Source organism: Nocardia sp. NPDC049935 (assembly GCF_055586645.1).
On record NZ_JBVJHV010000008.1, the window covers coordinates 223,741 to 250,196 of the forward strand.

The 26,456-nt window shown below is 69.9% G+C and carries 18 protein-coding genes and 1 tRNA gene; 10 read left to right on the forward strand and 9 right to left on the reverse strand.

Annotated elements, in window-relative coordinates:
- Position 1: 1 nt before the first annotated feature.
- A complete protein-coding gene (locus ACZ6SF_RS27760; protein WP_466065899.1) occupies positions 2-9,355 on the reverse strand; it encodes a fatty acid synthase subunit beta domain-containing protein in 9,354 nt (3,117 codons plus the stop codon).
- 388 nt (positions 9,356-9,743) lie between these two features.
- Here ACZ6SF_RS27760 and ACZ6SF_RS27765 point away from each other — a divergent pair.
- From ACZ6SF_RS27765 to ACZ6SF_RS27775, 3 genes are all read left to right on the forward strand, one after another.
- A tRNA-Leu gene (locus tag ACZ6SF_RS27765) sits at positions 9,744-9,828 on the forward strand.
- Positions 9,829-10,124: 296 nt separating this feature from the next.
- On the forward strand, positions 10,125-10,886 hold the full coding sequence (locus tag ACZ6SF_RS27770; protein WP_466065901.1) for a DeoR/GlpR family DNA-binding transcription regulator: 762 nt from the start codon (positions 10,125-10,127) through the stop codon (positions 10,884-10,886).
- The gene (locus ACZ6SF_RS27775; protein WP_466065903.1) at positions 10,879-12,126 is read left to right on the forward strand and encodes an MFS transporter; all 1,248 of its coding nucleotides are present in this window, start codon (positions 10,879-10,881) and stop codon (positions 12,124-12,126) included. Before ACZ6SF_RS27770 ends, ACZ6SF_RS27775 begins: the two co-directional genes overlap by 8 nt.
- A 34-nt stretch (positions 12,127-12,160) precedes the next feature.
- On the opposite strand, the gene ACZ6SF_RS27780 is transcribed toward ACZ6SF_RS27775, so the two are convergent.
- Together ACZ6SF_RS27780 and ACZ6SF_RS27785 are read right to left on the reverse strand one after the other, a co-directional pair.
- Positions 12,161-12,799: a response regulator gene (locus ACZ6SF_RS27780; RefSeq protein WP_466065905.1), complete on the reverse strand. Its 639-nt coding sequence runs from the start codon at positions 12,797-12,799 to the stop codon at positions 12,161-12,163.
- Positions 12,796-14,031, reverse strand: coding sequence for a sensor histidine kinase (locus ACZ6SF_RS27785; protein ID WP_466065907.1), 1,236 nt, complete (start codon positions 14,029-14,031; stop codon positions 12,796-12,798). Before ACZ6SF_RS27785 ends, ACZ6SF_RS27780 begins: the two co-directional genes overlap by 4 nt.
- A gap of 170 nt (positions 14,032-14,201) precedes the next feature.
- Between ACZ6SF_RS27785 and ACZ6SF_RS27790 the strand changes: the two genes are divergently transcribed.
- The 4 genes from ACZ6SF_RS27790 (at position 14,202) to ACZ6SF_RS27805 (ending at position 17,124) form a co-directional block, all read left to right on the forward strand.
- Complete coding sequence (locus tag ACZ6SF_RS27790; protein WP_466065908.1) at positions 14,202-15,290, forward strand: ABC transporter permease; 1,089 nt, start codon at positions 14,202-14,204, stop codon at positions 15,288-15,290.
- Positions 15,287-16,018 carry an ABC transporter ATP-binding protein gene (locus ACZ6SF_RS27795; protein ID WP_466065910.1) on the forward strand — a complete coding sequence of 244 codons (732 nt, stop codon included), beginning with the start codon at positions 15,287-15,289 and terminating at the stop codon, positions 16,016-16,018. Before ACZ6SF_RS27790 ends, ACZ6SF_RS27795 begins: the two co-directional genes overlap by 4 nt.
- A 57-nt stretch (positions 16,019-16,075) precedes the next feature.
- Positions 16,076-16,546, forward strand: a complete 471-nt coding sequence (locus ACZ6SF_RS27800; protein ID WP_466065912.1) for a hypothetical protein — start codon at positions 16,076-16,078, stop codon at positions 16,544-16,546.
- A gap of 98 nt (positions 16,547-16,644) precedes the next feature.
- Complete coding sequence (locus ACZ6SF_RS27805) at positions 16,645-17,124, forward strand: hypothetical protein (protein WP_466065914.1); 480 nt, start codon at positions 16,645-16,647, stop codon at positions 17,122-17,124.
- On the opposite strand, the gene ACZ6SF_RS27810 is transcribed toward ACZ6SF_RS27805, so the two are convergent.
- Positions 17,107-17,805 (reverse strand): CPBP family intramembrane glutamic endopeptidase, encoded by a 699-nt coding sequence (locus tag ACZ6SF_RS27810; protein ID WP_466065916.1) that lies wholly within the window; start codon positions 17,803-17,805, stop codon positions 17,107-17,109. The two genes, ACZ6SF_RS27805 and ACZ6SF_RS27810, sit on opposite strands and share 18 nt — an antisense overlap.
- Before the next feature lie 221 nt (positions 17,806-18,026).
- Here ACZ6SF_RS27810 and ACZ6SF_RS27815 point away from each other — a divergent pair, with 221 nt between their 5' ends.
- Both ACZ6SF_RS27815 and ACZ6SF_RS27820 read left to right on the forward strand, forming a co-directional pair.
- Positions 18,027-18,200 (forward strand): hypothetical protein, encoded by a 174-nt coding sequence (locus ACZ6SF_RS27815; RefSeq protein WP_466065918.1) that lies wholly within the window; start codon positions 18,027-18,029, stop codon positions 18,198-18,200.
- A gap of 427 nt (positions 18,201-18,627) precedes the next feature.
- Positions 18,628-20,268 (forward strand): ABC-F family ATP-binding cassette domain-containing protein, encoded by a 1,641-nt coding sequence (locus ACZ6SF_RS27820; protein ID WP_466065920.1) that lies wholly within the window; start codon positions 18,628-18,630, stop codon positions 20,266-20,268.
- A 17-nt stretch (positions 20,269-20,285) separates the two neighbouring features.
- Here the strand turns inward: ACZ6SF_RS27820 and ACZ6SF_RS27825 are convergent, their stop codons facing one another.
- Together ACZ6SF_RS27825 and ACZ6SF_RS27830 are read right to left on the reverse strand one after the other, a co-directional pair.
- On the reverse strand, positions 20,286-21,116 hold the full coding sequence (locus ACZ6SF_RS27825; RefSeq protein WP_466065921.1) for a Vgb family protein: 831 nt from the start codon (positions 21,114-21,116) through the stop codon (positions 20,286-20,288).
- 117 nt (positions 21,117-21,233) lie between these two features.
- Positions 21,234-21,713, reverse strand: a complete 480-nt coding sequence (locus ACZ6SF_RS27830; protein ID WP_466065922.1) for a Dps family protein — start codon at positions 21,711-21,713, stop codon at positions 21,234-21,236.
- Between the two features lie 199 nt (positions 21,714-21,912).
- Here ACZ6SF_RS27830 and ACZ6SF_RS27835 point away from each other — a divergent pair, with 199 nt between their 5' ends.
- The gene (locus tag ACZ6SF_RS27835; RefSeq protein WP_466065924.1) at positions 21,913-22,500 is read left to right on the forward strand and encodes a type 1 glutamine amidotransferase domain-containing protein; all 588 of its coding nucleotides are present in this window, start codon (positions 21,913-21,915) and stop codon (positions 22,498-22,500) included.
- A 5-nt stretch (positions 22,501-22,505) separates the two neighbouring features.
- Here the strand turns inward: ACZ6SF_RS27835 and ACZ6SF_RS27840 are convergent, their stop codons facing one another.
- The 3 genes from ACZ6SF_RS27840 to ACZ6SF_RS27850 are packed head-to-tail and all read right to left on the reverse strand — an operon-like array spanning position 22,506 to position 26,431.
- Entirely contained in the window at positions 22,506-23,972 is a 1,467-nt protein-coding gene (locus ACZ6SF_RS27840) for an aldehyde dehydrogenase family protein (RefSeq protein ID WP_466065926.1), read from the reverse strand.
- A 42-nt stretch (positions 23,973-24,014) separates the two neighbouring features.
- Complete coding sequence (locus ACZ6SF_RS27845; protein WP_466065927.1) at positions 24,015-25,196, reverse strand: 4-hydroxybenzoate 3-monooxygenase; 1,182 nt, start codon at positions 25,194-25,196, stop codon at positions 24,015-24,017.
- Positions 25,193-26,431: an MFS transporter gene (locus ACZ6SF_RS27850; protein ID WP_466065929.1), complete on the reverse strand. Its 1,239-nt coding sequence runs from the start codon at positions 26,429-26,431 to the stop codon at positions 25,193-25,195. Before ACZ6SF_RS27850 ends, ACZ6SF_RS27845 begins: the two co-directional genes overlap by 4 nt.
- Positions 26,432-26,456: the final 25 nt, after the last annotated feature.

Sequence of the window (26,456 nt, forward strand, 5' to 3'; positions counted from 1 at the left end):
CCTACGGTGTGGCGGGCGCGCCGGCATCGGAACCGCCACCGGCGAACTGCCCGGTCTCGCAACCGGCTCCGCCGACCTGGTACACCCCGTCCGCGCCGAGCCGGGCCTGTTCGGAGAGCAGCACACCGGCTTCCAGACCGCGCACCTGCGCCGCCGGGGTGCCGTCGCCGCCGAGACGCCGGTCGGCGGGACGCTCGTAGAGCGCCGGCCCGCCGCACATGGCCTCGACGATGCGCTGCCGGCCCGCGAGCAGCCGTTCCTGGGCCCGGCGCTGGTACTCCGCCCGCCGGCCCGGTTCGATCGCCTGCACGAAGGCCTCCGGATGCACCACCGCGAGCAGACCGGATACATGCCCGAACCCGAGTGAGGTCACCAGACCCGCCTTCAGCGGGAACCGGTCGCCGAAGCGCAGCGCCTCCCGCAGCCAGACCAGATGCGGGTACTCCCGCATCTTCTCGTCCACGCAGTCCAGGCTCCGGTTCGGCGGCACCACACCGTTTTCCAGCACCTGGCACAGGCCGATCAGCTGGAAGGCGGCGGCGCCGCCCTTGGCGTGCCCGGTGAGGCTCTTCTGGGACACCACGAACAGCGGTGCGCCCTCGGACCGGCCGACGGCCGCCGCGAGCCGCTCGTGCAGTTCGGACTCGTTGGGGTCGTTGGCCGCCGTGGAGGTGTCGTGTTTGGACACCACCGCGATATCGTCCGGGCCCACACCGAGTTTGCGCAGTTCCGCGGCGAACCGGGATTCCCGGCCACCCCGGCCCGCACCCAGCGCGCCGAGCCCGGGCGCCGGGATGGAGGTGTGCACGCCGTCGGCGAAGGACTGGGCGTAGGCGACCACGCCGAGTACCGGCAGACCCAGTTCCAGCGCCACATCGCCGCGGGCCAGCAGGACCGTGCCGCCGCCCTGCGATTCCACGAACCCGCCCCGGCGGCGGTCGTTGGCGCGGGAGAAGTAGCGGTCGCTGATGCCCTTGGCGCTCATGGCCGCGGAATCCGCGGTGGCCGACATATCGCCGAAGCCGACGATGCCCTCGATACCCAGATCGTCGAAACCACCGGCCACGACCACCTCGGCCTTACCGAGTTTGATCTTGTCGACGCCTTCCTCGACCGAGACCGCCGCGGTGGCGCAGGCCGCCACCGGGTGCACCATGGCGCCGTAGCTGCCCACATAGGACTGCACCACATGCGCCAGCGCCACGTTGGGCAGCGCTTCCTGCAGGATGTCGTTGGGCCGCGATTCGCCGAGCAGGTTGTCGACGTAGAGCGAGCGCATCGACGACATACCGCCCATACCGGTGCCCTGGGTGTTGGCGACCAGGCTCGGATGCACCCAGCTCATCAGCTCGGTGGGGCTGAACCCGGAGCCGACGAACGCGTCGACCGTGCAGGCGATGTTCCACAGCGCCACCCGGTCGATGGAGGACGCCATATCCGCGGAGATACCCCAGACCGTGGGATCCCAGCCGGTCGGGATCTGGCCGCCGACGGTGCGCGAGAGATTCGCGCGCCGGGGCACCCGGATCTCGGTGCCGGCCTTGCGGGTCACCGTCCAGTCGCCGGAGTCGGCGACCGGGGTGATCACCGTGTGCTCGGGATCGGCCGCGTGGAAGGCGCGCGCCTCGGCCTCGCCGCCGACCGTGAACGACAGATCCTCGTCGAGGAAGACCGAGGTCATCAGCGGGCTGCTGTTGTCGACCATGGCGCCGTCGTCGGCGTAGCGGCGGATACCGCAGCGTTCGACCACCGCGTCGTGGTACTTCCCGGCCAGTTCGTGTTCCGGCACGAGATCGCCGGATTCGGTGTCGTACCAGCCCGGTTTGGGATCGTTCTCCCAGGTCACCATGCCGGTGGTCCAGGCCAGCTCCAGCACGCCCGCCGCCGACAGTTCGTCGGAGACCTCCATTTCGAAGCGGGTGCGCGCCGAACCGTACGGTCCGAGTTCACCGGCGCCGACGATGACGACCATATCGGTGAGATCGCTGGTCACCGGACCCCATTCGGGCACCGGCAGTGCCGAGGTCAGGGCCGGCGGGGCGGGCAGCGCCGCGATCCGCGTCGCCGACCGCGTATCGGCTTCTTCGGCGGCCGCCTGCTCCGCGGCTTCCTGCGCCTGCTTCGCCAGCTCCGGCAGATCGAGATTCGCACCGGCCAGGCCGCCGGTCAGATCGACCTGCTGCGGACCCGAGGTGGTCACCGTCCGGGCCTGCAGCGTCGCCCACTTCAGCAGTTCGTCGGCGATCTCGGCGGTGGACCAGGTCTGCACCCCGGCCTTCTCGACGGCCTCGACCATGACATCGTTATGACCCATCAGCCCGGTGCCCCGGACCCAGCCGATCAGCGCGTGCACCAGGGTGACCCGGGCCGACCACGACTTCTCGGCCCGCCACTTCGCGACCACGGCGTCCAGCGCGGCCTTGGCCTCACCGTAGGCGCCGTCACCGCCGAACAGCCCGCGGTTGGGCGAACCCGGCAGCACCACATGCAGTTTCGCGTCGACATCGTGATCGGCGCCCAGTTTCGACAGTCCGCCGATCAGCCGCTCGACCGACCACAGCAGCACCCGCATCTCCATTTCGGCGCGCGCGCCGGCGTCGGAGAGGTCACCGGCCACCCGCGGCGCCGCGAACGGCAGCAGCAGGGTGGGGGTGAGCGCGTCCTTGGTCTTGATCTTGGCGCCGCCCGCGTTGTCGACCTGTTCGGTGCCGACCCATTCGATGAGGGCGTCGATATCGGTGTAGGAGGCCATATTCGCCGGGACCACCCACAGCGCGGCGCCCTGGCGGGCGTGGTCGCGGTAGAGGTCGCGGTAGAAACCGAGCCGGGAGTCGTCCAGGCGCGAGGTCGTGACCACCACGGTCGCGCCCCCGCCCAGCAGGCGCCCGGTCACGGCCGCCGCGATGGAACCCTTGCTGGCGCCGGTGACGATCGCGATATCGGAGGACCACTCCCCCACCTGCTCGGTGTCGCGGGCCGCGACCGCGATCCGCTCGTAGTGCCCGGCCAGTACCGAGCGGGCCTCGTGCACCGCCCGCTGCCGCCACCAGTCCGCCTGCGCGGCCACGGCTGCACCGGCTCCGGCGAACCCGGTCACCGGCAGCTGCGCGGTCTCGGCGTCCGCGCCGAGCCACAGCCGCGCCAGATCCTCGCGCGCGGTGGCCCAGCGGTCGTCGAGCAGAACCGCCTTGCGGCCGTCGAAGGCCGGCGCCACCAGGCGCGGCCAATCCGAACCGAGTTCGGCCGACACCAGGTCCACCAGACCGTCTTCGGTGGCCTCGGGGGCGGAGACCTGTTCGCTCAGGCCGAGCTGTTCGAGCACCAGGCGCGCGGCCGAGGCCAGCACGCCGTCCTTACCGGTGATCTGTTCGGTGAACTCGCCGAGCGCGGCCGCGTCCACGGTGCCGCCGCTCGATCCGCCGGCGCTCGGCAGCGAGACCGCGACGCCGCGGCGGGCCGCCACCGACTGCACGGCGGCGTCGACGGCCGCGTCCACGGAGGCGGCGTCGGTGAGCGCACCGGCTACCAGGCCGCCCAGATCGCCGCCGCGCACGCTGGCGCCCTCGCGGGTGCCCAGCGAGACCTCGGCGGTGATGTGGCTGGCCCAGCCGTCGCCCAGTTCCCAGACCTTCTTCACCCGTTCGGCGATGGCCGCCGGGCGCTTACCGGACGGACCGAACACCTTGCGGAGATGGTCGTTGATCGCGTCGGAGAGCACCGAGCCGAACGGCTTGTAGGTGCGGGCCAGGCGTTCCACCGTGGCCGACAGCGCACCCATATCGGCGTCGGCCGCCCCGTCGATCGCACCGAGCGACAGCTCGGAACCGAGGTCCACCAGCAACTGGTTGCGTCGCGAGGACACACCGTCGCAGAGGCCCTCGATGGTGTCGACCGGGCCGATCTGGTCGATCCGCAGCTTGGTCCACAGGGCGATCAGCACCCGGGTGGCGTCGGCGGCGGTGAAGGTGATGTCGTCGGGACGCGGGCCACCGCTGGGGGCCGCCGGTGCGGCAGCGGGCGCGGCGGCCGGAGCGGCGGCCGCGGCGGGCGCCTCGGCAACCTCCTCCACCGGCTCGTCCACGGGCGCCGGATCGGTATCGGTCGAGTAGACGATCCCGGACTCGCGCTCGATATTGAGCACTTCCACGGTGGCGGTGGTGAAATCGGGCAGTTTCAGGGTCTGGCTCGCCAGGTTCGCGACCGTCGGGGTGGCGCCCAGGCCGACCTCGACGAACCGTTCCACGCCCAGTTCACCGAAGAGCAGGTCCTGGGTCTCGATCCAGCGCACCGGGCTGGCGAACTGCCAGGCCAGCAGCTCGATCAGCACCACCCGGCACAGTTCACTGGGCCGCTGCGACCAGGAGTCGAAATCGGCCAGCACCGCGGCCAGCGGTTCGGACGGCACCAGATCCGCGATCTCGGCGACGAATTCGCGCTCCAGCGAGAACGGCCGGGGCACCAGGTTCGGAACGTAGCGGCCGACCAGTACCTCCGGATGCAGCTCCTCCGGCAGCAACTGCTCGAGTTTGCCCCGGAACTCCGGAACGCCCTTGCGCAGCACGGTCGAATGGAACGGCACATCGATTCCGGGCACCAGGATGAAGGCGCGTTTACCGCCGAATTCCTCGCGGCGCCGGTCGATCTCGGTTTCCAGCGCCTCGAGACCGGCGACGGTACCCGCGATCGCGTACTGCGAACCGCGCAGGTTGAGGTTCACCACCTCGAGGAATTCGCCCGCCTCCCGGCCGACCTCGGCGACGAACTCGATGACCTCGTCGTCGGGCAGCCCGATCTGCGACGGCCGGATGGCGGCCATCCGGTAGTCGCTGCGGCCCTGGTCGTCACGCGGGACCAGTTCGTGCATGGCCGAACCGCGCTGGAACACCACCTCGAGAACGGCCTCGAGCGGCAGTACCCCGGCGACGGCGGCGAGCGCGTTGTACTCGCCCACCGAATGTCCGGCCAGCAGCGAACCCTCGACGAAAGCGCCGGCCTCGCGCAGCTCGGCGACCTGGGCGACACCGAGCGTCGCCATCGCGACCTGGGTGAACTGCGTCAGATGCAGCACACCGTCCGGGTGCCGGTGTTCCACACCGCGCGCCTTCAGGTAGGTCGGGTTGTCCCGCACCACGGCGAGGATCGAGAAGCCCAGCGCCGCCCGGGTGTGCTTATCGGCGCGATCCCAGATCGCCTTGGCGGCCTTGGACCGGGTGCGGGCGTCCAGGCCCATTCCCTTGCGCTGGATGCCCTGGCCGGGGAAGGCGTAGACGGTCTTGGGGGCGGCGGTGCGACCGGTCGCGGTCATCACCAGATCACCGCCGGTCCGGCAGGAGACCTCGATGATCTCGTCACCGGCGTCGACCGCGATCCGCTCCACACGGACGTCGATCTCCGCACCGGGCCGCACCATGCCGAGGAAGCGGGTGGTCCACGCGGTCAGGGTGCGAGCCGGTACCGATGCCTGCGGATCCACCGCGGAGACGGCGTGCTGGGCGGCGGCCGACAACCACATCCCGTGCACGATCGGGCTACCCAGCCCGGCCAGTTTCGCCGCGGCATCGCTGGTGTGGATCGGGTTGTGATCACCGGAGACCGACGCGAACGCGGCCATACTGCGCGGGGCGATCATGGTGACGTCCCGGCGCCGGCGACGCGGCGTCTCGGTGGCGTCGTCGCTCACGGTGCCCGCGGCCCGCGGCGGATCGGTCAGTTCTCCCGCGCCGGTGCGGCCGCGGATCGCGAAACGCTCCGCGAGCCGGGCCAGCGGCACCACGTCCAGGCCCTGGTCCCGCATCTCGCCGACGGTGACCTCCACCTCGACCACGCGGCCGAGATCGGTGTCGAGCACCGAACCGGATTGGGCGCGGACCACGAGAATGCTGGTGACATCGGGGAGTTCGCGCAGCAGTTCGATCCGGTGATCGAGATGCACCAGATCGAGCATGCCCTCGATCACGCTGGCGCCGGGCGCGGTTCGCGCCGCGCCCAGGACCGCGAAGACCGCCGGCCAGCAGGCGCCCACCAGGACATCGGGCACGGTGCGGCCGAGCGTGCTCAGATCCGCGGGCAGCCCGGCACCGGTCACGCCGGCGTGGTCGGCGACCAGGTCGGGCGTCCAGGCGAGGTTGACGTGCGCGATATTGCCCTTCACCTCGGGCAGCGTCTGCCCGGCCGCGACCGCGAGCAGCGCCGACATGGCGGCGTCCGCGTCGGTCTCGGTCACCACGGGCGCGCCGCCGTTGTACACCGATACCGGGACGGTGATCCGGATCCGCACCACATGTCCGGCGTACAGCGGGACGGTCAGTTCCACATACGAATGCTCGGCCTCGGGTCCCTCGGTCTCGACGAGGGTGGCGCCGGTGGGCGGATGAATCGCGCCCTTCTCGTCCACGGTCCACTCGTGCAGGTCGCCCAGGCGGTGCACCGGGTTGACGGTGGCCCGGCCGGACCAGCTCACATCCGGCGCGGCCAGCACCACATCGATCGGGCCGCTGGTCACCGACGCGACCCGGCGCGCGTCGACGGCCGACGGCACCACACCGTCGCGGACCAGCGTGTACGCCGCGTCCTGTTCGAACCGGTCCAGCAGTTCGCCGACCGGCTCGTCGACCCGGGTGATGCCGGCGACCGAGACGGTGCCCGGGATCACGCAGACCTGGTCGGCGGAGTAGCGCGGATCGTGCGCCTGCCACAGCGAATCGGAGCGCCACCAGCGCCGCACGTCCTGGTCCACCACCGGGACGAAGTTCACCGGCTTGCCCGGGGTCTTGCACAGCGCCATGAAGAACGGCACATCGGCCGGATGCAGCAGGGTGGCCGCGGCCGCCGGATACCGCTCGCCCAGCGTCGCGAGGGCGCGCGCCGGGTTCTCCAGATCCTCGTCCGCGAACAGGGAGTCGATCTCGCCGCGGTCGGCCGGCGCGAGCCGGGCCTCGGCGCGGCGCAGCATCTCGGCGAACCGCTCACGCCAGCTGATGTCCAGCCAGAGCGACCGGGTGCATTCGGAGATGGTCTCGCCGAGATCGCTACCGCAGTCGAACTCCTGCCGGCCCTCCTGGCCGATCGCGAGTTCCACATAGCGTTCGAGCCAGGCGAGGTAGCTCATCGCGGTCACATCACCGAAATACGGTTTGGCCGTGGCGTTCAGGGCGGTGATGATCTCGTCGCGCCGCTGCGCGACCGCGTCCGCGTCCCCGGCGACCTCGTCGAGCAGGCGGCCGGTCCGCGAGGCGGCGTTGTCGATTTCGTGGATATCGGCGCCCAGCTGGCTGCGGCCCGAGGCCATCCCGCCGGTCGCGGTGCCCGCGCCCACCCAGTCCGGAGTGCCGGGGGTGTCGACCAGCAGCTGTTTGACCTCCGGCGCCGTCGTGGCCTCCAGGGTCGCCATCGCGGCGGTGCCCACCAGGACACCGTCCAGCGGCATCGCCGGATAGCCGTGCGCCGCCGACCAGGTGCCGGTCAGATACTCGGTGGCCCGCTCCGGGGTTCCGATCCCACCGCCGACGCAGACCACGACGTTTCCGTGTCCGCGCAGTTCGGCATAGGTTTCGAGCAGGAGATCGTCCAGATCCTCCCAGGAGTGGTGCCCACCGGCCTTTCCACCCTCGATATGCATGATCACCGGGTAGTCCGGGACCTCGCCGGCGATCCGGAGCACCGAGCGGATCTGCGCGACGGTGCCCGGTTTGAACGCGACGTGGCCGATCCCCACCTCGGTCAGTTCCTCGATCAGCGCGACGGCTTCCTCGAGCTCCGGGATACCGGCGGTGACGATCACACCGTCGAACGGAGCGCCCGCCGCGCGAGCCCGCTGAACCAGCCGTTTACCCCCCAGCTGCAGTTTCCACAGGTACGGGTCCAGGAACAGCGAATTGAACTGCACCTGCCGTCCGGGCTGCAGCAGCTTCTTCAGATCCTCCACGCGGTCGGCGAAGATCTGCTCGGTCACCTGGCCGCCACCGGCCAGTTCCGCCCAGTGCCCGGCGTTGGCCGCGGCCGCGACGATCTTCGCGTCCACCGTGGTCGGGGTCATCCCCGCCAGCAGGATGGGCGAGCGTCCGGTGAGCCGGGTGAACGCGGTTTCCACCACGATCCGCCCGTTGGGCAGCCGCACCGGCGCCGGCGCGAACGCCGACCACGGCCGGGCCACCTCGGGGGTCGCGCCCGGGGTGAGCAGGCTGCGCTGACCGGCCCGGGTGGCCACCGCGACCACGCCCACGCCGGTGCCCTTGAGGGAGTTGCCGCTCACCCGGGAGAGTAGATCGCCGGGACCGAGATCCAGGATCCATTCGGCGCCCGCGCCGACCACACCGTCGACGATCGACACCCAGTCCACCGGGTCCACCAGGATCTGCCGGGCCAACCGCCCGGCCAGCTCGGTATCCAGGCCGCACTGGCCCGCCCAGCCCACGACCAGGTCGACGGTATCGGCCAGGGCGGGGTGATGGAACGCCACGTCGACATCGAGATCTTCGAACACCGGCGCGAATACGGCGCCGCCGCGCTGTTTGGCGGACCGCTCCCGCTCCTGCTCGTCGTGCAGCTGCGCACAGCGCTGCCGCACCCGGCGCAGCGCGTCCGGGGTGCCGGAGAGCACAACGCGACGCCGGCCGTTACGGATGGACAGCACCGGCGCGGCGGCCGGATCCATACCCGCGGCGACACCGGCGATCACGACGCGCAACTGCTCCGGATCGGCATTGGAGACGGCGACCATCGAGGAGCGCTCGCCCACCGGCATCAGCCCGCGCCGCCGCGCGACCAAACCCGCTGCCGCACCGACCAGCTGGGCGATCGCCAGCATCTCCGGGTCGCGCTGCCCGCGGGCGGCCACCGCGGACGCGGCGAGCAGGCCCTGCGAATGACCGACCACGGCGACCGGTTCGAATTCCGCCGGATCCAGCCCCTGCAACCGCAGCGCCCGCAGCGCGGCCAGCTGCGCCAGCAGCACACCGGGCATCGACACCGCGGCCGAGCGCAGCACGCGTTCCGGCGGCGCGTCGGAGACCGTTTCGGTGTCGTCGTCGGCGAGTTCGTCTTCCAGCATCCAGGCCACCGGGTCGAAGCCGACGGGCCGGACGGTCAGCAGCTGATCCGAGACCGGCGCCAGCAGCGCGGCCGCCTCGTTGACCAGTGCGGTGAGTTCGGGCTCCAGGGCGGCGTCGCGGCCGATCTCGGCCAGCTCTCCCAGCCAGCTCGCGCCCTGGCCTCCGAAGGCCAGCGCGTAGGGGGTTCCCTCCCGCAGACGGTCCAGCAACGGTGTGCGATTCGTCTCGGAGGCAGACCTGCTCGCGGCCCCGGCCGCGTTCATCCGGTTTCCGGCTCCGGACGCAGTGCTCTCGTTAATCGTCAAGACGCTTCGGCTCTCTCTCGTGGCGACATATCTTCGGAGGCTTCCCCGGCTCCCGGTCCGCGCGCGGGCATGCCATGCCCGTCGGCTCGCTATCGGCGAGGATGCCACGAAATCATGAGGAAATCCTCACGTTTGCCTGCCGGTGCGTCGCTTACCCACGAGTATTTCAGTACGTACGTACCAGAGTTACCGAAAATATGACCCTCCCTCATGTTTGAAGCCGCAGGTGAGGCCGTGTGCTTACCGCCGCGAAACATGAGTACTCCTCATATTGGCCGTAACATAATCGTTATAATCCCAGGTGGGGTTACTGGTGAGTACAAACACGCCGCCCGCGTCTTCATGATCAGCCGCCGGCCCGGTAGAGTTTGGACGGTCGTACCACCAAGCGCGAGTGGCGAAATTGGCAGACGCGCCAGATTTAGGTTCTGGTGTCCACGGACGTGGGGGTTCAAGTCCCCCCTCGCGCACCACCCTCCCCCGTATTTTCGGCATCCGCGCCTCGGGTTCCGATGTTCGCTGCGTCGAGCCCGCGATCACTTCGATCATCGTGAATCCAGGCCGCCCGTGCTCCGGCGGCGCCGTATCCGTCGGAAGATCGGGCCGCCGGCCCGTGGCCGGGTCTCTGATCGGTTTCCCACGAATGACCGGCCACGGATGCTGCGCTATCGGCCGAGGCCTCACCTGCTGTGGCGCGGTTACAAGACCTATCCGGCACTATCGATCAGTCATAGCTTTCGAACGATCATACTTTCTGTACCGTATGGGTATGGTGGTAGCCGAACAACGACACGCGGAGATCGTGCGCGCGTTGAAAACGACTGAATTGGTCAGCGTCACCGCGCTGGCGCAGGAACTCGGCACGTCCGAGGTGACCATTCGGCGAGATCTGGCAGAGCTCGAGCAGGCCGGGGTGCTGCGCCGGGTCCGGGGCGGCGCGGTGAGCACCATGCTGCGTGGTGAGGAATCACCGTTCGCGATGCGGGAGTTGGAGCGTGCCGAGGCCAAGGCCAGGATCGCGGCGGCGGCTGTGAAGTTGATCTCCGATGGCGAATCGGTAGTTCTCGACAGCGGTACAACCGGTTTGGCGGCAGCACGCATTCTTGTTCAGCGGCGGGTGACAGTGGTGCCGCTGGCGGTCAACGAGATCACCGTCCTGGCCGCGGGCCGCGACGTCGCGCTGCTGGTTCCGGGAGGTTCGGTGCGCCCCGGTGAGTCCTCGCTGGTCGGCCCGATAGCCGAACACAACCTAGCCGACCTGCGATTCGACACCATGCTGCTGACTTGCTGCGGCCTGAATCCGCGCCGTGGGGTCACCGCCTACGATCTGCAGGATGCGGCGGTCAAGCGCGCGGCGATGTCGTCGGCCGCACGGACCATCGCGATGGTCGATTCGAGCAAGTTTGCGCGGACCGCGATGGCTGTAGTGTGCCCGGCCGCCGATATCGACATCGTGGTCACCGACGAGGATGCGCCGGACGCATCGGTCGCTGCTCTCGGTTCCGAAGGCATCGAGGTCCATCGTGTCTGACCACAGCCGGCCCTACGCGAAGTCACCACCGGCGACAGGTCGTGATCTGCGGGTATCCCAGACGGTGGTGGGTGCGACCTTTGTGGCGCACTCAATGCTGTTCGCGGCGTGGACCGCCCATATTCCGCAGGTGAAGGCACAGCTCGAGATGACCGACGCGATGCTGGGCACTGCCCTGCTGGGAGCGCCGATCGGGTCGGTAGCGGCAATGATGTTGTGCAGTTGGCTGTTGCCGCGGGTGGGTAGTCGGCCGATGATTCAGATTACCGTGGTCGGCTACGCGGTCGGCAGTATCGGAGTCGGTGTTGCCGGTTCACCCACCCTGCTCTTCGTCGCGCTGGCCCTATGGGGGTTGTTCCAAGGGGCTCTGGATGTCGCGATGAACACCCAGGCCGTGACCGTCGAGACGGCCGTGGACAAGCCGATCATGTCCCGGCTGCACGGGATGTGGAGCCTCGGGGGGTTCGCCGGTGCCCTGATCGGCGCTGCCGCGGTGGCCATTGATGTGAGCCTGACGACGCAGATGGTCGTTCTCGGTGTGGTGGCGGTCGCGGTGGTCGAATTCCGTTCCGCTGCACTTCTGCTCGATGCTGCTCCTCGTGCCGGGGATCCGTCACCGCCGCTCGCGAAGCCGGACTCCGGTCGGCGTGTGCCGGTCGGCCCGATTCTGGTTCTGGGAGTGCTCGCCTTCGCGTCGATGCTGTGCGAAGGTGCCGCTGCCGACTGGTCGGCGAACTATCTGAAGACCGAGCTGCACACCGGCGCCGCGCTGGCAGGGTTGGGTTACGCCTCGTTTGCGCTGGCGATGGTCACTCTGCGTCTGACCGCCACAATTTTGCAGGCACGGTACGACGCACGGAATCTGATACCGGCTCTCGCGATGATTTTCGCGGCTGGAATGGTCACATCACTTTTGATTGCGCAGCCCGTGGCGGCGCTGGCCGGGTTCGCCTGCATGGGGGTAGGTTTGGCGCTGGTGGTTCCCACGGCGTTCAGCGCGGCCGGCGCCATCGGAAGCGACGGGATCGACGGTAACGCGGGCAGAGCCATCGCCGTCGTCTCGGCTTTGGGGTGGTTGGGCTTCGTCTCCGGCCCCCCGTTGATCGGGCATCTCGCCGAATGGACCTCATTGACCGCGGCCCTGTGGGTGCTGCCGGCCCTTGGGGTGATGATCGCAACAATTGCGCGTTTCGGACGGGTGTTCAAAACCAAGCCCGCTCTGGTTACCGCGGACGCGTGACGCTGGAAACACAGGACTGTGCCCGACGCGCGCCCTAGGGCCTTCGGATGAGACCGAGTTCGGTGGCCACCGCGACGGCGGCGGTGCGGGAGTCGACGTCGAGTTTGGTGTAGATGCGGGCCAGGTGGGATTTGACCGTGCCCTCGGTCAGGTGGAGGCGCTCACCGACCGCCTGATTGGACAACCCCCCGGCGACCAGGACGAGGACATCGGTTTCGCGCCGGGTCAGCGTGGTGCCGGGACTGCGGAGCCGGTTCATCAGCCGGTTCGCGACGGTGGGAGCCAAGGTGGTGCGGCCGGCCGCGGCCGTGCGCACGGCGGCGGCCAGATCCTCGGGCGGCGCGTCCTTGAGGAGGTAACCGGTGGCGCCGGCCTCGATGGCGGGCAGGGTATCGGCGTCGGTGTCGTAGGTGGTGACGATCAGCACCCGCGGGGCGTCCGGGCGGGCGGTGATCCGGGCAGTGGCCTCGGCGCCGCCCATACCCTTGCCGAACTGCAGGTCCATGAGGACGACGTCGATATCGCCGGCGGCGGCGCGGGCGACGGCTTCCTCGGCGGTCGCGGCCTCGGCGACGACGACCAGGCCGGGCTCGGTCTCCAGCACCGCGCGCAACCCCGCCCGGACGACAGGATGATCGTCGGCCACGAGCAGGCGGATCGTGGGTTCGGTCACCGGTGGGCCTCCGGATCCGGCTCGGACCCGGCCTCGGCGGGCGGAACGAGAGGCAACCGGGCGGTCAGCGTGGTGCCGTGACCGGGGGCGGATTCGACGGCGAGGGTGCCGCCCAGTGCCCGGACCCGGGCGGCCATGGCGGCCAGCCCGAAACCGCCGGTTTCGGGATCGGGTGCGGCGGGCAGGTGCGCGGGGTCGAAACCGGTTCCGTCGTCGGCGATTTCGAGGACGACGTGGTCACCGGGGTAACCGAGGGTGACCTCGGCGTGAGTGGCGGCGGCGTGGCGAACGGTGTTGGCCAGGGCGGATTGCGCGATACGCAGGAGCGCGACCTCGTGCGCGGTCGCGAGCGGCCGGGACTCGTCCCGGAGCCGGAAGCGTGCGGTGAGGCGGTGCCGTTCGGAGGTGGTGGCGCACAGGCGTTCCAGGGCGCCGGCGAGGGAGGTACCCTCCAGCGCGGGCGGGGTGAGGGCGACCACGAAGCGGCGGGCCTCGGCGAGATCGTCGACGGCGGCCTGCCGGGCCTGATCGATATAGCGGGCCGCGTTCTCCGGTGCGTCGGGCAGAGCCCGTTCTGCCGCGCGCAGCAGCAATTGGATGCTGGACAGTCCCTGGGCGAGGGTGTCGTGGATCTCGCGGGCCAGCCGTTCACGTTCGGCGAGCGCGCCGGCGGTGTGCTGGGCCCGGGCCAGATCGGCCCGCGTGGCGGTGAGCTCCTCGATCAGCCGCCGGCGCTGTTCACTTTCCCGGTACAGGGCTTGGTAACCCCACACCACGGCCACGGCGACAGCGGCGCCGAGCGCGGGACCGATCGCCATGGCCGGGGCGAATGAACCGGTATGGAGGGCGTATCCGGCGATACCCGCCACCGCCGTCGCCGCCACCGCGGCCAGGCCGATACGGCGCGGCAACAGGTGGAGCTGGAGAAAGAACAGCGGAAAGGCCACCCATACGGCATCGGCGGTCAGCGCGAGCAGGACCAGCCAGATCGCGCCCACCGCCGCCAGCCACAGGGCGGCGGCACGCCGCGAGCGGTGGACGCGCGGCGATACCGGACCCGCCGCGTATACCAGGCCGCAGACCGCGGCCACGGCGACCACCCCTGCGCTGTGCGGGCGGTCGCCGGTCACGGCCCGCCCGGCGGCCAGCGCGAGCAGGCCGATGATCAGCAGATGCAGGCACCAGGCCAGGATCCGGGGGGTGGGCGTCAGGGCGGGGGCGGCGGTCTTCACAGTATCTCCAGGCTACGGAGCCGCGACGCCCCCGACCTCTATCGAAAGAGGGAACCCGCGTGCCGCCTTCCGGCTCCCGGAATGCGGTCCTGCGCCGGACGCGCGCAGGGGATTCGGGTGCGACCGTGGAGTCGTACCGCTGTCATCGCTGGAAAGGACGGGCCGCAGCCGTGTTCGTCGCCTGGAGAGATCTGAAGTTCGCCAAGGGGCGTTTCGCCCTGATGGGAACCGTCATCGTATTGATCACCCTGCTCGTGGGCCTGTTGTCCGGGCTGACGGCCGGACTGGGCCGGCAGAACACCTCCGCGATCACGGAACTGCCCGCCGACGAGATCGCGTTCCAGGCGCCCCGCGACGGTCGGGACCTCTCGTACAGCGGCTCCACGGTCACCCGGCAGCAGTGGCAGCAGTGGTCGGAGGCGACCGGCGTGGAAAGCGCCGAACCGCTGGGGATCACGACGACGGTGGCCACTACCGGGACCACGAGTGCCGGGGTCTCGCTCTTCGGGGTCGAGCCCGGATCCGGCCTGGCCCCCGACGGCGACAAGATCGGTGGCGACGCGGTCGTGCTGTCCGCCCCGGCCGCGGACGCCTTGGACGTGACGACCGGCGACTCCCTCACCGTGGCGGGCCGGCGACTCGAGGTGGCGGCCGTCGCGGGCGACGCGTTCTTCAGTCATACGCCGGTCGTCTGGACCGGTCTGGACATCTGGCAGGCGACCGCACCGCCGGCCGGCGACGGGGCGCCCCCGATCGCCACCGTCCTCACCCTGAACACCACCTCCGGGGTGGATACCGAAGCCACCGACCGGATGGCCGGCACCACGACCGTCGCCACCGGGGACTCGCTGTCCGCGATCGGCTCCTACACCTCCGAGAACGGTTCACTGCAGCTGATGCGCGGTTTCCTGTTCGCCATCTCCGCCCTGGTCATCGGCGCCTTCTTCACGGTGTGGACCATCCAGCGCAGCGGCGATATCGCGGTGCTGAAGGCCCTGGGAGCCTCCACCACCAACCTGCTCGTGGACGCGCTCGGCCAGGCGGTCGTGCTGCTCACCGGCGGCACTCTGCTGGGCACGGGCCTCGCCGCCGCCGTGGGGGCACTCGTCGCGGATTCGGCCGTACCGTTCCTCCTCACCCCCGCCACCGTCCTCCTACCGGCCACGGTGATGATCCTGCTCGGCGCGCTGGGAGCCGCGCTGTCGATCCGCCGCATCACCTCCGTCGATCCACTGACCGCCCTGGGGAGCGCCCGATGAGCCTGACACTGACCGATATCACCCTCACCTACCCCGACGGAGACAACCGCCTGACCGCGCTCGACCGGATCGGCCTGGAAGTCCCGGACGGCTCGCTCACGGTCGTGGTCGGCCCCTCCGGTTCCGGTAAATCCAGCCTGCTCGCCGTCGCGGCCACCCTGATCACGCCCGACTCCGGCACCGTCGTCGTGGACGGCACCTCGACCACCGGTATGACCCGTGGTGAACTGGCCGAACTGCGCCGCCGCACAATCGGTATCGTCTTCCAGCAACCCAATCTGCTGCCCGCGCTCACCGCTGTCGAGCAATTGCAGGTCATGGCCCAGATCGACGGCCGCAGACCCCGCACCGTCCGGGACCGGGCGAGGGAACTCCTCGACGCGGTGGGCCTGGACGGCCTGGCCCACCGCCGTCCCCACCAGCTCTCCGGCGGGCAGCGCCAGCGCGTCGATGTCGCCCGCGCCCTCATGAACGACCCCACGGTGCTCCTCGTAGACGAACCCACCAGCGCCCTCGACCACGAACGCGGGGCGGCCGTGGTCGACCTGATCGCCCGGCTGACCCGCAGGCAGGGCACCGCCACCGTCCTGGTGACCCATGACCGTACCCATCTCGCGGCCGCCGACCGGATCGCCGAAATCGACGACGGACGGCTGGGAATCGTCACCGGGCGAACAGCGAGCATTGCCACCGAGCGACAAGCGAGCATTGCCACCGAGCAGCGGTGATAGCTACTATCAATCGAGTCGAATCGGGTCGGACACTCGACAGAACGGAATCCACCCATGAGGCCACAAGCGCAGTTCCTGCGCGCGGGCCCTCGACTGATCGGCACCATGGTCGGGGCCGTAGCGCTCATCGTCACCGCCGCACCCGCGGTGGCCCTCCCCTTCGGCGGCAACGCCTTCGTCGCCGGGCAACCGGGTCCACAGGTCGAACTGAACCAGTACTGCGAAGCTCCCGGCGAGGTGGGTCACCTCGCGGACGGTGAGACCGTCTACTGCACGCCCATCAACGGCTCCGATTCGTACGTGTGGTCCATGTGGCCCGAACCCCAGGCACTACCCGTGGATCCGAATACCGGCGGGTACACCTGCTACGGAGCGAACTGCACGTTCCCGAACGGGAACCAGGTTCCGCAGGAACAGCGGTGCGGCGCCCGCTGCGGCGAACCACCCACCAACGACGATGTCAACAACGGCTGGGCGGACGGTCTGCGCAACGGCGCGGGCCGGGAGGTCCACGCCGTCCGGTAACGGGCGGATACCGATCGTCTCCGCTCGCCCCCACGCCGCCCGCTTCGACACCCGCGACGATCCTGACACGCACCCGAGTATCGAAGATGGTGAAATCCATGCGGTACCCAGCGCATTCACACGTTCTCCCCGGCCAGCGGCTCCGGATTCTCGCCGCCGCGGCCGTCCTGTTCACCGCCGGTGCGGCCGGGCCGTTGCTGGCCCCTGCCCTACCGGGAGCCGGACCGGCGCGCGCCGATCCCGAGATCCCGTCGGTCGCCCTGAACGATTACTGCTCCGAACCGGGCGCCGTGGGGCAGGCGGACGGGCGAACCGTCTACTGCACCGCGATCGTGGACAGCGAAAGCCATGTCTGGTCGTATACGCAGTCGCCGCTGCCCCGCGACCCGAATACCCGTGGCTACACCTGCGACGCCGACGGCTGCCGGTATCCCGACGGCGCCGAGGTCCCCGGCTCTCAGCGCTGCGGCCTGCTCTGCGGGGAACCACCCACCTCCGGCGATGTGCAGAGCGGTTTGGCCGACTGCTTCGCGTCCGGTGTCGGCTACGACGAGTGCCTGCTACGCATTCCCGAGTGAGCGGGCCGGACCCGCGGGTCCGGCGGCCGGGCGGGCCACCGCAGACCCGTGGTAGAAGTACGTGCCCAGCCCAACGGTGAACACCAGCATTCCGTAGATCGAGTGTTCGACCGAGGCGGTGAACAGCGAATTCGTCCGTTGATAGCGCCGCGCGAAGATCCAGCCGCCCGCGGTGCTCAGCACCACCGAGACCCAGCTGCCGAAGATGATGTGGACATATCCGAACGCGGCCGAACTGGCGGCCACCACCCCGGTTCCGGTGCCGAAGACGGGCGCGTAGCGGTGGAAGAGAAAGGATCGGAAGATCAGTTCCTGCGGATACACGCTCAGCACCGGATAGAGGACCATCACCGCCGACCACAGCCCGGGATGGCGGCGGGGCAGGTCGAACAGGTTCTCGCGATCGGTCACGGCGACCGCGCCGGCCAGCAGGGCCGCGCTCGCCGCGGTGAGGGCCGCCATGGGCGCCGCCTGGTCGCGCAGGGCCCGCGGGCGCCACAGCGCGGAGCGGTCGAAATCCGGGGTACTGCGCAGATAGGCCGACGCACCGGCCGCCAGGACCACCAGCCCGGGAATGGGTGGTTTCCCCCGGAGATACCGGTTGTAGAGGGTGGCACCGCCGAAGAACAGTGCCGTGTACTCCGCGGCCAGATAGACGCGCCGCCACCGCCGAACCCGCACGAACTCACCCTAACCGAACACCGGCCCGCGTGACCGGCGCGGCGAGACGCTGCGGCGGCCGCGATGTGACCCTTCCGCGACCCCTACCGCCGCCGCGGCGACCCTTCTGTGACCCGGACACCGGAACGTAATGCTTCCTTGTCTGGTATCGACGCCCTGACCGGCGAAAACTGGGGGAGCGCAGGAGAAGTCAACGGTTTCACCAATGGAAAGGTCCTGAAATGCCGGCCAGAATCACCAAGCTCTTCGCCGCGACCGCCATCGCTCTGGCCTTGGGCGCAGCCGCGGCTCCCGCCGCGTCGGCCGCGACCGGCCCGATCCAGGCGCCCGTGATCCCGGGCCTCGGATCGGTAGAGATCTGCGTCCCCCTCGGCAGCGCCGAGGTCTGCATCTGACCACTCGGGCGAGCGCGATCCGCGACCCCGTCCGCCGTCCGATCCGCTCACGGAGACAGATCGCGCACCCGCCCCGCCACCTCACCCGAACCACCACCCAGAACGCACGTTGCTCGCGAAGGAGCGTGCGTCGGGATGAGCAGGCCGTGTACCCACGCGACCTGCTCATCCGTTTCCGGGACCGGTCGCCGGGCGCCGCCGGCCGCCGCGACCCGGCCGGGCGGTCGCGGCACGGCTGATATCCTGCTACCGGTTATCGAAGTACAGGAGACCGACCATGGTTGGTGAACTCGACATCACCGGGGTCACCCGGCTCTGACGGCCACCAGTTGGGCGCATCGGGCGCCGCTGTCGTGGCCATATCGTCGTTCGCCGATCCGTTCGCGGTGCTGCCACCGGCGCCCGCACGAAACGAAGGTCTCCCCTGATGTCCGATGCCCGTATCGTCTGCTCGAATCTGTCGTTCTCCTGGCCGGACGACACTCCTGTCTTCACCGGCCTGTCCTTTTCCGTCCCCGGCGGGCGCACCGGTCTGGTGGCCCCCAACGGCGCCGGGAAGAGCACCCTGCTCCGGCTGATCGCCGGTGACCTACCGCCATCGGCCGGCAGCGTCACCGTCGACGGCGTTCTCGGTTACCTCCCCCAGACCCTGCCGCTGGCTCGCGATATGACGGTGGCCGAGCTGCTGGGGATAGCGCCCGTGCTGGCGGCGCTCGACGCGGTCGAATCCGGTGATACCGCCGAGGAACACTTCACCACGATCGGTTCGGAGTGGGATATCGAAGAGCGCACCCGCGCCCAGCTCGACCGGCTGGGGATCGGGGACCTGGCGTTCACCCGCCCGCTGCGTACGCTCAGCGGCGGTCAGGTGGTGTCGCTGGGGCTCGCGGCCCAGCTGCTGCGCCGGCCCGATGTGCTGCTGCTGGACGAACCCACCAACAATCTCGACCTGGAGGCCCGCCACAACCTCTACGACGTGCTCGGCGAATGGAAAGGCGCTCTGCTGCTGGTCGCCCACGACCGGGCGCTGCTGGACCGGATGGACCGGATCGCGGAACTGCACGCGGGTGAGATCGCCTTCCACGGCGGCAACTTCAGCGACTACGAGGAATCGGTCCGCGCGGCGCGCGACGTCGCGGAGAAGAACATCCGCAATGCCGAACAGGAGGTCAAACGCGAGAAACGCGAATTGCAGCAGGCCCGCGAACGCTCGGCCCGCCGGGCGGGTACCGCCCAGCGCAATCTCGGTAATGCCGGGCTGCCCAAGATCTTCGCGGGCACGATGAAACGCAACGCGCAGGAATCGGCGGGCCGGGCCGGCGAAACCCACGCCGCGCGGGTCGAGGCCGCCAAGACCAAACTGGATTCGGCCGAACGCGCGCTGCGGACCGAGCACAAGATCTCGATCCAGCTGCCGCGCACCCGCGTTCCGGCCGGACGCACCGTTTTCCTCGGCGAGGGGCTGCGGCACCGGTTCGGCGACCACACCGTCCTCGGCCCCGACGGCGCCGACCTGGCGATCCGCGGCCCCGAACGGATCGCGCTGACCGGGCCCAACGGCGCCGGCAAGTCCACACTGCTGCGGATCGTGCACGGTGATCTGATCCCGGATTCGGGCGAGGTCACCCGCGCCGAGGGCCGGGTGGCCTATCTCTCGCAGCGGCTGGACCTGCTCGACCCCGACCGGACGGTCGCCGAGAACCTGGCCGCGGCCGCTCCCGAACTCCCGGACTCCGATCGCATGAATCTGCTCGCCCGGTTCCTGTTCCGGGGCGCCCGCACGCAGCTCCCGGTCGGCGTGCTCTCCGGCGGTGAACGCCTGCGCGCGACCCTGGCGTGTGTCCTGTTCGCCGAACCGGCGCCGCAACTGCTGCTGCTGGACGAGCCGACCAACAACCTGGATCTGGTCGGCGTCGAACAGCTGGAAAGCGCGCTCGACGCGTATGAGGGCGCGTTCGTGGTGGTCAGCCACGACGAACGCTTCCTGCGCGAGATCGGCGTGCGGCGGTGGCTGCGCCTGTCGGAGGGCGGCCTGCGGGAGATCGCGGGGCCGCCCGCGACGGTCTGAGTACCGGCCCGGAACCGCTATCGGACCGGAACGCGCTCCAGAGTGCCCGATTCCATCGCCACCCAGAGCGCACCGTCCGGGCCGACGGCCAGACCGTGTGGTTCCGAACCCGGGAGCCCGGTTTCGGTGATCACCCCGTCGACGGTGATCCGGCCGAGCCGGGCGGTGGCCCATTCGGTGAACCACAGGGCCCCGTCCGGGCCGGTGATGATGGCGTGCGGCCGGGCGGCGGGATCTGGCAGTGCGAACTCCTCGATCTCGCCCGCCGTCGTGATCCGGCCGATCCGCCCGGCGCCGATCTCCACGAACCACAGGGCGCCGTCCGGGCCGGCGGTGATCCCCACCGGGTTCGCGCCCGGCGTCGGCAGCGGGTGGGCGGTCGAGATACCGTCCAGGCCGGTCCGGCCGATGGCGTTGCCCTGGTTGAGGGTGTACCAGAGGGCGTCGTCGGGACCGGTGGTGATCATCGAGGGCATACCGGTCACCGGGAAATAGGTGGTACCGCCGTCCGGCGCCAGCCGGCCGATCCGGTCGGCCTGGAGTTCGGTGAACCAGAGCGCGCCGTCCGGACCGGTGGTGAGTCCGTACGGCGTTTCGGCCGGGAACCAGGCCGGATCACCTTCCCCGGTGATCCGGCCGATCCGGTTGCCGCGGAATTCGCTGAACCACATGGCGTCATCGGGCCCGGGCACGATCACGGTCGGCTGTCCGTCGGGGCGGTCGGACGCGAAAACGCGCACGTCGCCCTCGAGATAACGGCCCACCGCGCCGGTACCGGCCAGGGTGAACCACAGGGCGCCGTCGGCTCCCGTGCTCACTCCGTACGGCGCCCCGGGAACCTCTACCATGTGCCACTCCTCTTCCGGCGCCGGCGATCCGGCGCGACACAACCCGGCGGGGACCGTAACGGTCACCCCGACGCGACCCCTCGGCCGCCCGCCGGGCTGCGACGCCGCGCCGGCGGATCAGGCGGAGGACAGCTGAGCCTGCCACATCCAGTGCAGTTGCTCCAGCCGTCCCGCGATGGTGATGAAGAGGTCCTGGGTGACCGGGTCCGCTTTCTCGGTGCTGTCGATCCGGACCCGGAGCCGGCGGATGTTCGTATCGAGATTCTGCACCACCGCGTTGATCACATCGGTGTCCTGCTGCCAGCCGTCCGGGAAATCCGGGCCACCGGCCTCCTTGGCGACCGTGGCCGCGCGCCCGTCCGGGCTCACCCCGATGGCGGTGGCGCGTTCGGCGGCCTGGTCGGTGAAATCGCGGGCCGCGGTGACGAGTTCGTCCAAGGCCAGATGGACGGAGCGGAAATTCCGTCCGAGGACGTTCCAGTGCGCCTGTTTGGCGATCAGCGTCAGGTCGATGAGGTCGACGACGGTGGCGCGCAGGGCCTCACCGGTGATGCGCTGCTGTTCCGGGTCGAGCGTGCTCTTGATCGGGACGTTCATCAACGAAAACCCTTTCTTGTCGTTCCGGACAAGAGGGCGGCTACCCGGAATCACACTCTCGAATCAAGCAGGCCGCCATCTCACCGATGGCGCCGATCACATCTGTTTCGCGGCCGCGGGCCGGGGTAGGCCGCCCACATGCCGGTATCGGCACAGCGTTTTCGCAGGTACGAAGATTCCGCGTAGAAGGGAGCAGGAAATGGCCCAGCACAATCTGACCGGGCGCCGGGTGGCGATCCTCGCGGCCGACGGTGTGGAGCAGGTCGAGCTCGTACAGCCCCGCTCGGCGGTCGAGGACGCGGGCGCGAGCACCACCCTGGTCTCGCTGCGGCCGGGGCGCGTCCAGGCCATGAACCACGATGTGGAGAAGGGCGACACCTTCCCGGTCGACCGGGTGGTCGGCGAGGTTTCCGCCGCGGAATTCGATGCCCTGCTGCTCCCCGGCGGCACCACCAATCCCGACGCACTCCGCCAGGATCCCGCGGCGGTCGGATTCGTCCGCGATTTCTTCGCCGTCGGCAAACCGGTGGGGGTGATCTGTCACGGACCGTGGACTTTGGTGGAGGCCGATGTGGTGCGCGGGCGCACCCTCACCTCCTACCCCAGCGTGCGCACCGATATCCGCAATGCCGGTGGCACCGTGGTCGACGAAGAGGTGGTGAACGACCACGGCCTGGTCTCCAGCCGCAACCCCGGCGATCTACCCGCGTTCTGCGCGAAGATCGTCGAGGAGTTCGCGGAGGGGCGGCATCCGGTGCGTCCGGAGGGCGCCACCGCGTCCCGCTGATCGGGTCAGAACGGGTAACGGGCGATATCGGATTGCACCGTGACCCACTGGGTTTCGGTGAAGGTGTCGAGGTTGGCGGCGGGCCCGCCGAACCGTCCGCCCACCCCGGATGCCTTGATACCGCCGAAGGGAATGACCGCCTCGTCGTCCACCGTCTGATCGTTGACGTGCACGGCACCGGAGTGGATTCGATCGGCCAGTTCGAACGCGCGGAAGGCGTCGCCGGTCAGAATGCCCACCGAGAGACCGTATTCGGAGGCGTTGACGAGATCGACGGCCTCGTCGAGGGTGTCGTAGGTGAGCACCGGCGCCACCGGGCCGAATATCTCCTCGGTCCAGGCCGGGTTGTCCGGGGTGAGGCCGGTGAGGACCGTGGGCCGGTAGTACAGGTCGGTGTAATCACCGCCGGCGGCGACCGTGGCGCCCGCCGCGACTGCGGAGGTCACCAGCTCGTGGACCCGGTCGCGCTGGGCGGCGTCGATGATGGGGCCCAGCGCGTTGGCGGGGTCGGCCGGATCGCCCACGGCGAGAGCGCGGGCCTTCTCCGTCAGCGCCGCGATGTAATCGCCGGCGATCGAACTGTGCACGAGATGACGCCCGGTGGTCATGCAGATCTGGCCCTGGTGCAGGAACGATCCCCACGCGCCGGCCGAGGCGGCGGCCGCGATATCGGCGTCGGGCAGCACCAGCAGCGCGTTGTTCCCGCCGAGTTCGAGATGCACCTTCTTCAGCAGCGGCCCGGCCTCGGCGGCGATCCGCCGGCCCGCCGCCGTGGACCCGGTGAACGACAGGCACGGAATCCGCGGATGCGACACCATCGCGGCGCCGAGTTCACCGCCGCCCGCCAGCACATGCAGGACACCGGCGGGCAGGCCCGCCTCCGACAGCAGTTCGGCGAGCGCGAGACCGCCCGAGATCGGGGTCCGGGGGTCGGGTTTCAGGATCACCGCGTTCCCCAGGGCCAGGGCCGGCGCCACCGACCGGATCGACAGGATGCCGGGGAAGTTGAACGGTGAGATCACGCCGACCACGCCCACCGGCACCCGGCGCGCCACCGAGAACCGGGGTTTGCTCGAGCGCAGGATCTCGCCGTACGGATGGGAGGCCAGGGCCGCCGACTCCTGGAGTTCGCTGATCACCAGCCCGACCTCGAACGCGGCCTTCCCCTGCCCCGAACCGGCCTCGGCGACCAGCCAGGACGCCAGGCGGTCGGGATTCTCGCCGAGTAGCTGCGCGGCCCGCAGCAGTACCGCCACCCGCTCGTCATAGGTGCGCGCGGCCCAGTCCCGTTGCGCCGCGAGCGCGGAATCCACGGCCCGGTCCAGATCTTCGGCCCCGGCTTCGCCCACCGTGTCGATCACGGCTCCGGTGGCGGGCGAGGTCACCGGCAGGGCGCGGGATACGGGGCGGAAGGCACCGTCGAACAGGGCGCCGTGCCAGGCGGTGGTCGCGGATCCGGCGGTGGCGGTCATGGGAACTCCTTCACGAGTCGTGGTCGGGACGGGTCTCGGGGCCTACGCCGCCTGCTGCCAGCCGGTATACGCCTCGGCGAGATAGGCGGCGCCGTGGCGCGATCCGGTGACCAGCGCGAGTTCCCCGCGCTGGCGTTCGATATCGAAGGCCGAGGCGCCCTCCACCGAATGCAGCATGGTGGTCATCCAGTAGGAGAAGTGCTGGGCCTTCCACACCCGGTCCAGCGCCCGCTCGGTATAGCGGTCGAGCGCGGGATCGCCCATCCCGCCGAGGAAGTCGAGGATCGCCTCGTGCAGCACCCGCACATCGGCCAGGGCCAGGTTGAGTCCCTTGGCGCCGGTCGGCGGGACGGTGTGCGCGGCGTCGCCTGCCAGCAGCAGGCGGCCGTGCCGCATGGGCGCGGTGACGAAGGACCGGAACGGCAGCACCATCTTCGCGCTGATCGGCCCCTCCACGATCTCGAAACCGTTCCCGTTCACCCGGCGGCGCATCTCGGCCCAGATCCGCTCGTCGTCCCACTCCTCGGGGCGCTCGTCGGGCGAGCATTGGAAATACATCCGCTGCACGGTGGGTGTGCGCTGGCTGACCAGGGCGAAGCCGTGCTCGGACTGCGCGTAGATCAGCTCCGGATGCGAGGGCGGCGCCTCGGCGAGAAACCCGAACCACGCGAAGGGGTATTCGCGGAACCATTCGCTACGGGTACCGGCCGGGAAGGTCTTGCGGCAGATCGACCGCGACCCGTCGGCGCCGACCACCAGATCCGCCTCCACCCGGGCGGGCCGGCCGTCGGGGCCGGTGAAGGAGACGACCGGCCGCTCGGCGTCGATATCCACCGACGTGCCGGTGACGCCGTAGCGCACATCGCCCTGGTCGGCCTCACGGCGCGCGGCCAGATCGACGAAGACGTCGTTCTGCGGGTAGAGCCAGACCGATTCGCCGACCAGATCCTTGAAATCGATGCGATGGTTGTCGCCGCCGAAGCGGAACACCACCCCGTCGTGCCGGTCGCCCTCGGTCATCACCCGGTCGGAGACGCCGGACTCCACCAGGGTCCGCACGGATCCGGCCTCGAGGATTCCGGCGCGGATCGTGGTCGCGATCTCGTGCCGGTCGCGGATATCCACCACCACCGAGTCGATTCCGGACCGGTGCAGCAGATGCGACAGCAGCAGGCCCGCCGGACCCGCGCCGACAATGGCTACCTGGGTGCGGGTGGTGGTCATGTGGCGTACTCCTTCAGATCGTCGTGTCCCGTTCGGGCGGGTTCGGCCGGCGCGTCGAGCTGCCGGGTCAGGCGGGGCACCGTCGCCAGCGCGAGCAGCCCCAGCGCGGCCACCGCCGCGAAGAAATAGAATCCCCAGGGATGGGCCGATCCGGAGACGATGAGCGCTCCGGTGATACTCGGGCCGAAGATGGCGCCGAGCCGGCCGACGGCCGCGGCCAGGCCGAGCGCGGTGGCCCGGACCTCGGCCGGATAGGCCTGGGTGACGTAGGCGTACACGAGCACCTGGGCCGAGAAGACGAAGATACCGGTCACCAGGACCAGGGCGTTCAGGGCGATCGTGCTCGACACCTTGACGCTCAGCAGCGCCAGCAGGACCGCGGCGGCGGCGAACCAGACCAGGATGATCGGTTTGGTGCCGCGGCGGTCGGCCAGGATTCCCGCGACGACCAGGCCGATGATGGCGCCGATATTGAGCACCAGCAGCAGGGTCAGCGAGGTGGACATGTTGTATCCGGCGTCGCGCATCAGCTTGGGCAGCCAGGTGTTCAGGCCGTAGACCAGCAGCAGGCCCATGAACGAGCCCACCCAGACGCCGAGCGTGGTGCGCAGGTAGCGGGGCTGCAGGACGACCGTCGGCTTGACCCGCACGGTGTTTTCCCGGGCTTCCAGGTAGGCGTCGGATTCCGGCAGTTTGCGCCACATCAGCGGCACCAGCAGCAGTCCGGCGATACCACCGGCGTAGAACAGGATCTCCCAGTTCGGCACCAGCCACAGCGCGAGCAGCGAGGCGAGCACGGCGCCGAAGTGGTATCCGGTCATGGTGAAGGTGCTGGCGAAGGCCCGGCGGGCGGGCGGCATATGTTCGGCCATGAACGTGAGCGCCGTGGGCATACACGCGCCGAGCCCCAGCCCGGCCAGCAGCCGGAAGGCGCCGAAGACGCCGACCGAGCCCGCCCAGGGCACCACGATGGTGAATACGGAGAACAGCGCGATCGAGGCCAGCAGCACCCGGCGGCGGCCGTAGCGATCGGCCAGCGGTCCCACTCCGGCGGCGCCGATCGCGACGCCGACCAGGGAGATGGTGGCGGCGAACGTGGCGCTCGCGGCGGTGAACCCGAGGTGGTGCTCGTCGATGAGCGTCGGGATGACCGCGCCGAGCACGACGAGGTCGTACCCGTCGAGAAGCACGGTGAGCCAGCACAACGCGGCCGGCCACGACAGCAGTTTGTTCATGGGGGAATTCATTTCTGATCTTCGG

What these genes read in the sequence shown, in the direction of transcription:
- ACZ6SF_RS27770 (WP_466065901.1), top strand. Translation starts at nt 10,125, where the DNA reads ATGGTGGTAGCCGAACAACGACACGCGGAGATCGTGCGCGCGTTGAAA.
- ACZ6SF_RS27795 (WP_466065910.1), top strand. Translation starts at nt 15,287, where the DNA reads ATGAGCCTGACACTGACCGATATCACCCTCACCTACCCCGACGGAGAC.
- ACZ6SF_RS27800 (WP_466065912.1), top strand. Translation starts at nt 16,076, where the DNA reads ATGAGGCCACAAGCGCAGTTCCTGCGCGCGGGCCCTCGACTGATCGGC.
- ACZ6SF_RS27805 (WP_466065914.1), top strand. Translation starts at nt 16,645, where the DNA reads ATGCGGTACCCAGCGCATTCACACGTTCTCCCCGGCCAGCGGCTCCGG.
- ACZ6SF_RS27815 (WP_466065918.1), top strand. Translation starts at nt 18,027, where the DNA reads ATGCCGGCCAGAATCACCAAGCTCTTCGCCGCGACCGCCATCGCTCTG.
- ACZ6SF_RS27820 (WP_466065920.1), top strand. Translation starts at nt 18,628, where the DNA reads ATGTCCGATGCCCGTATCGTCTGCTCGAATCTGTCGTTCTCCTGGCCG.
- ACZ6SF_RS27825 (WP_466065921.1), bottom strand. Translation starts at nt 21,116, where the DNA reads ATGGTAGAGGTTCCCGGGGCGCCGTACGGAGTGAGCACGGGAGCCGAC.
- ACZ6SF_RS27830 (WP_466065922.1), bottom strand. Translation starts at nt 21,713, where the DNA reads ATGAACGTCCCGATCAAGAGCACGCTCGACCCGGAACAGCAGCGCATC.
- ACZ6SF_RS27835 (WP_466065924.1), top strand. Translation starts at nt 21,913, where the DNA reads ATGGCCCAGCACAATCTGACCGGGCGCCGGGTGGCGATCCTCGCGGCC.
- ACZ6SF_RS27840 (WP_466065926.1), bottom strand. Translation starts at nt 23,972, where the DNA reads ATGACCGCCACCGCCGGATCCGCGACCACCGCCTGGCACGGCGCCCTG.
- ACZ6SF_RS27845 (WP_466065927.1), bottom strand. Translation starts at nt 25,196, where the DNA reads ATGACCACCACCCGCACCCAGGTAGCCATTGTCGGCGCGGGTCCGGCG.
- ACZ6SF_RS27850 (WP_466065929.1), bottom strand. Translation starts at nt 26,431, where the DNA reads ATGAACAAACTGCTGTCGTGGCCGGCCGCGTTGTGCTGGCTCACCGTG.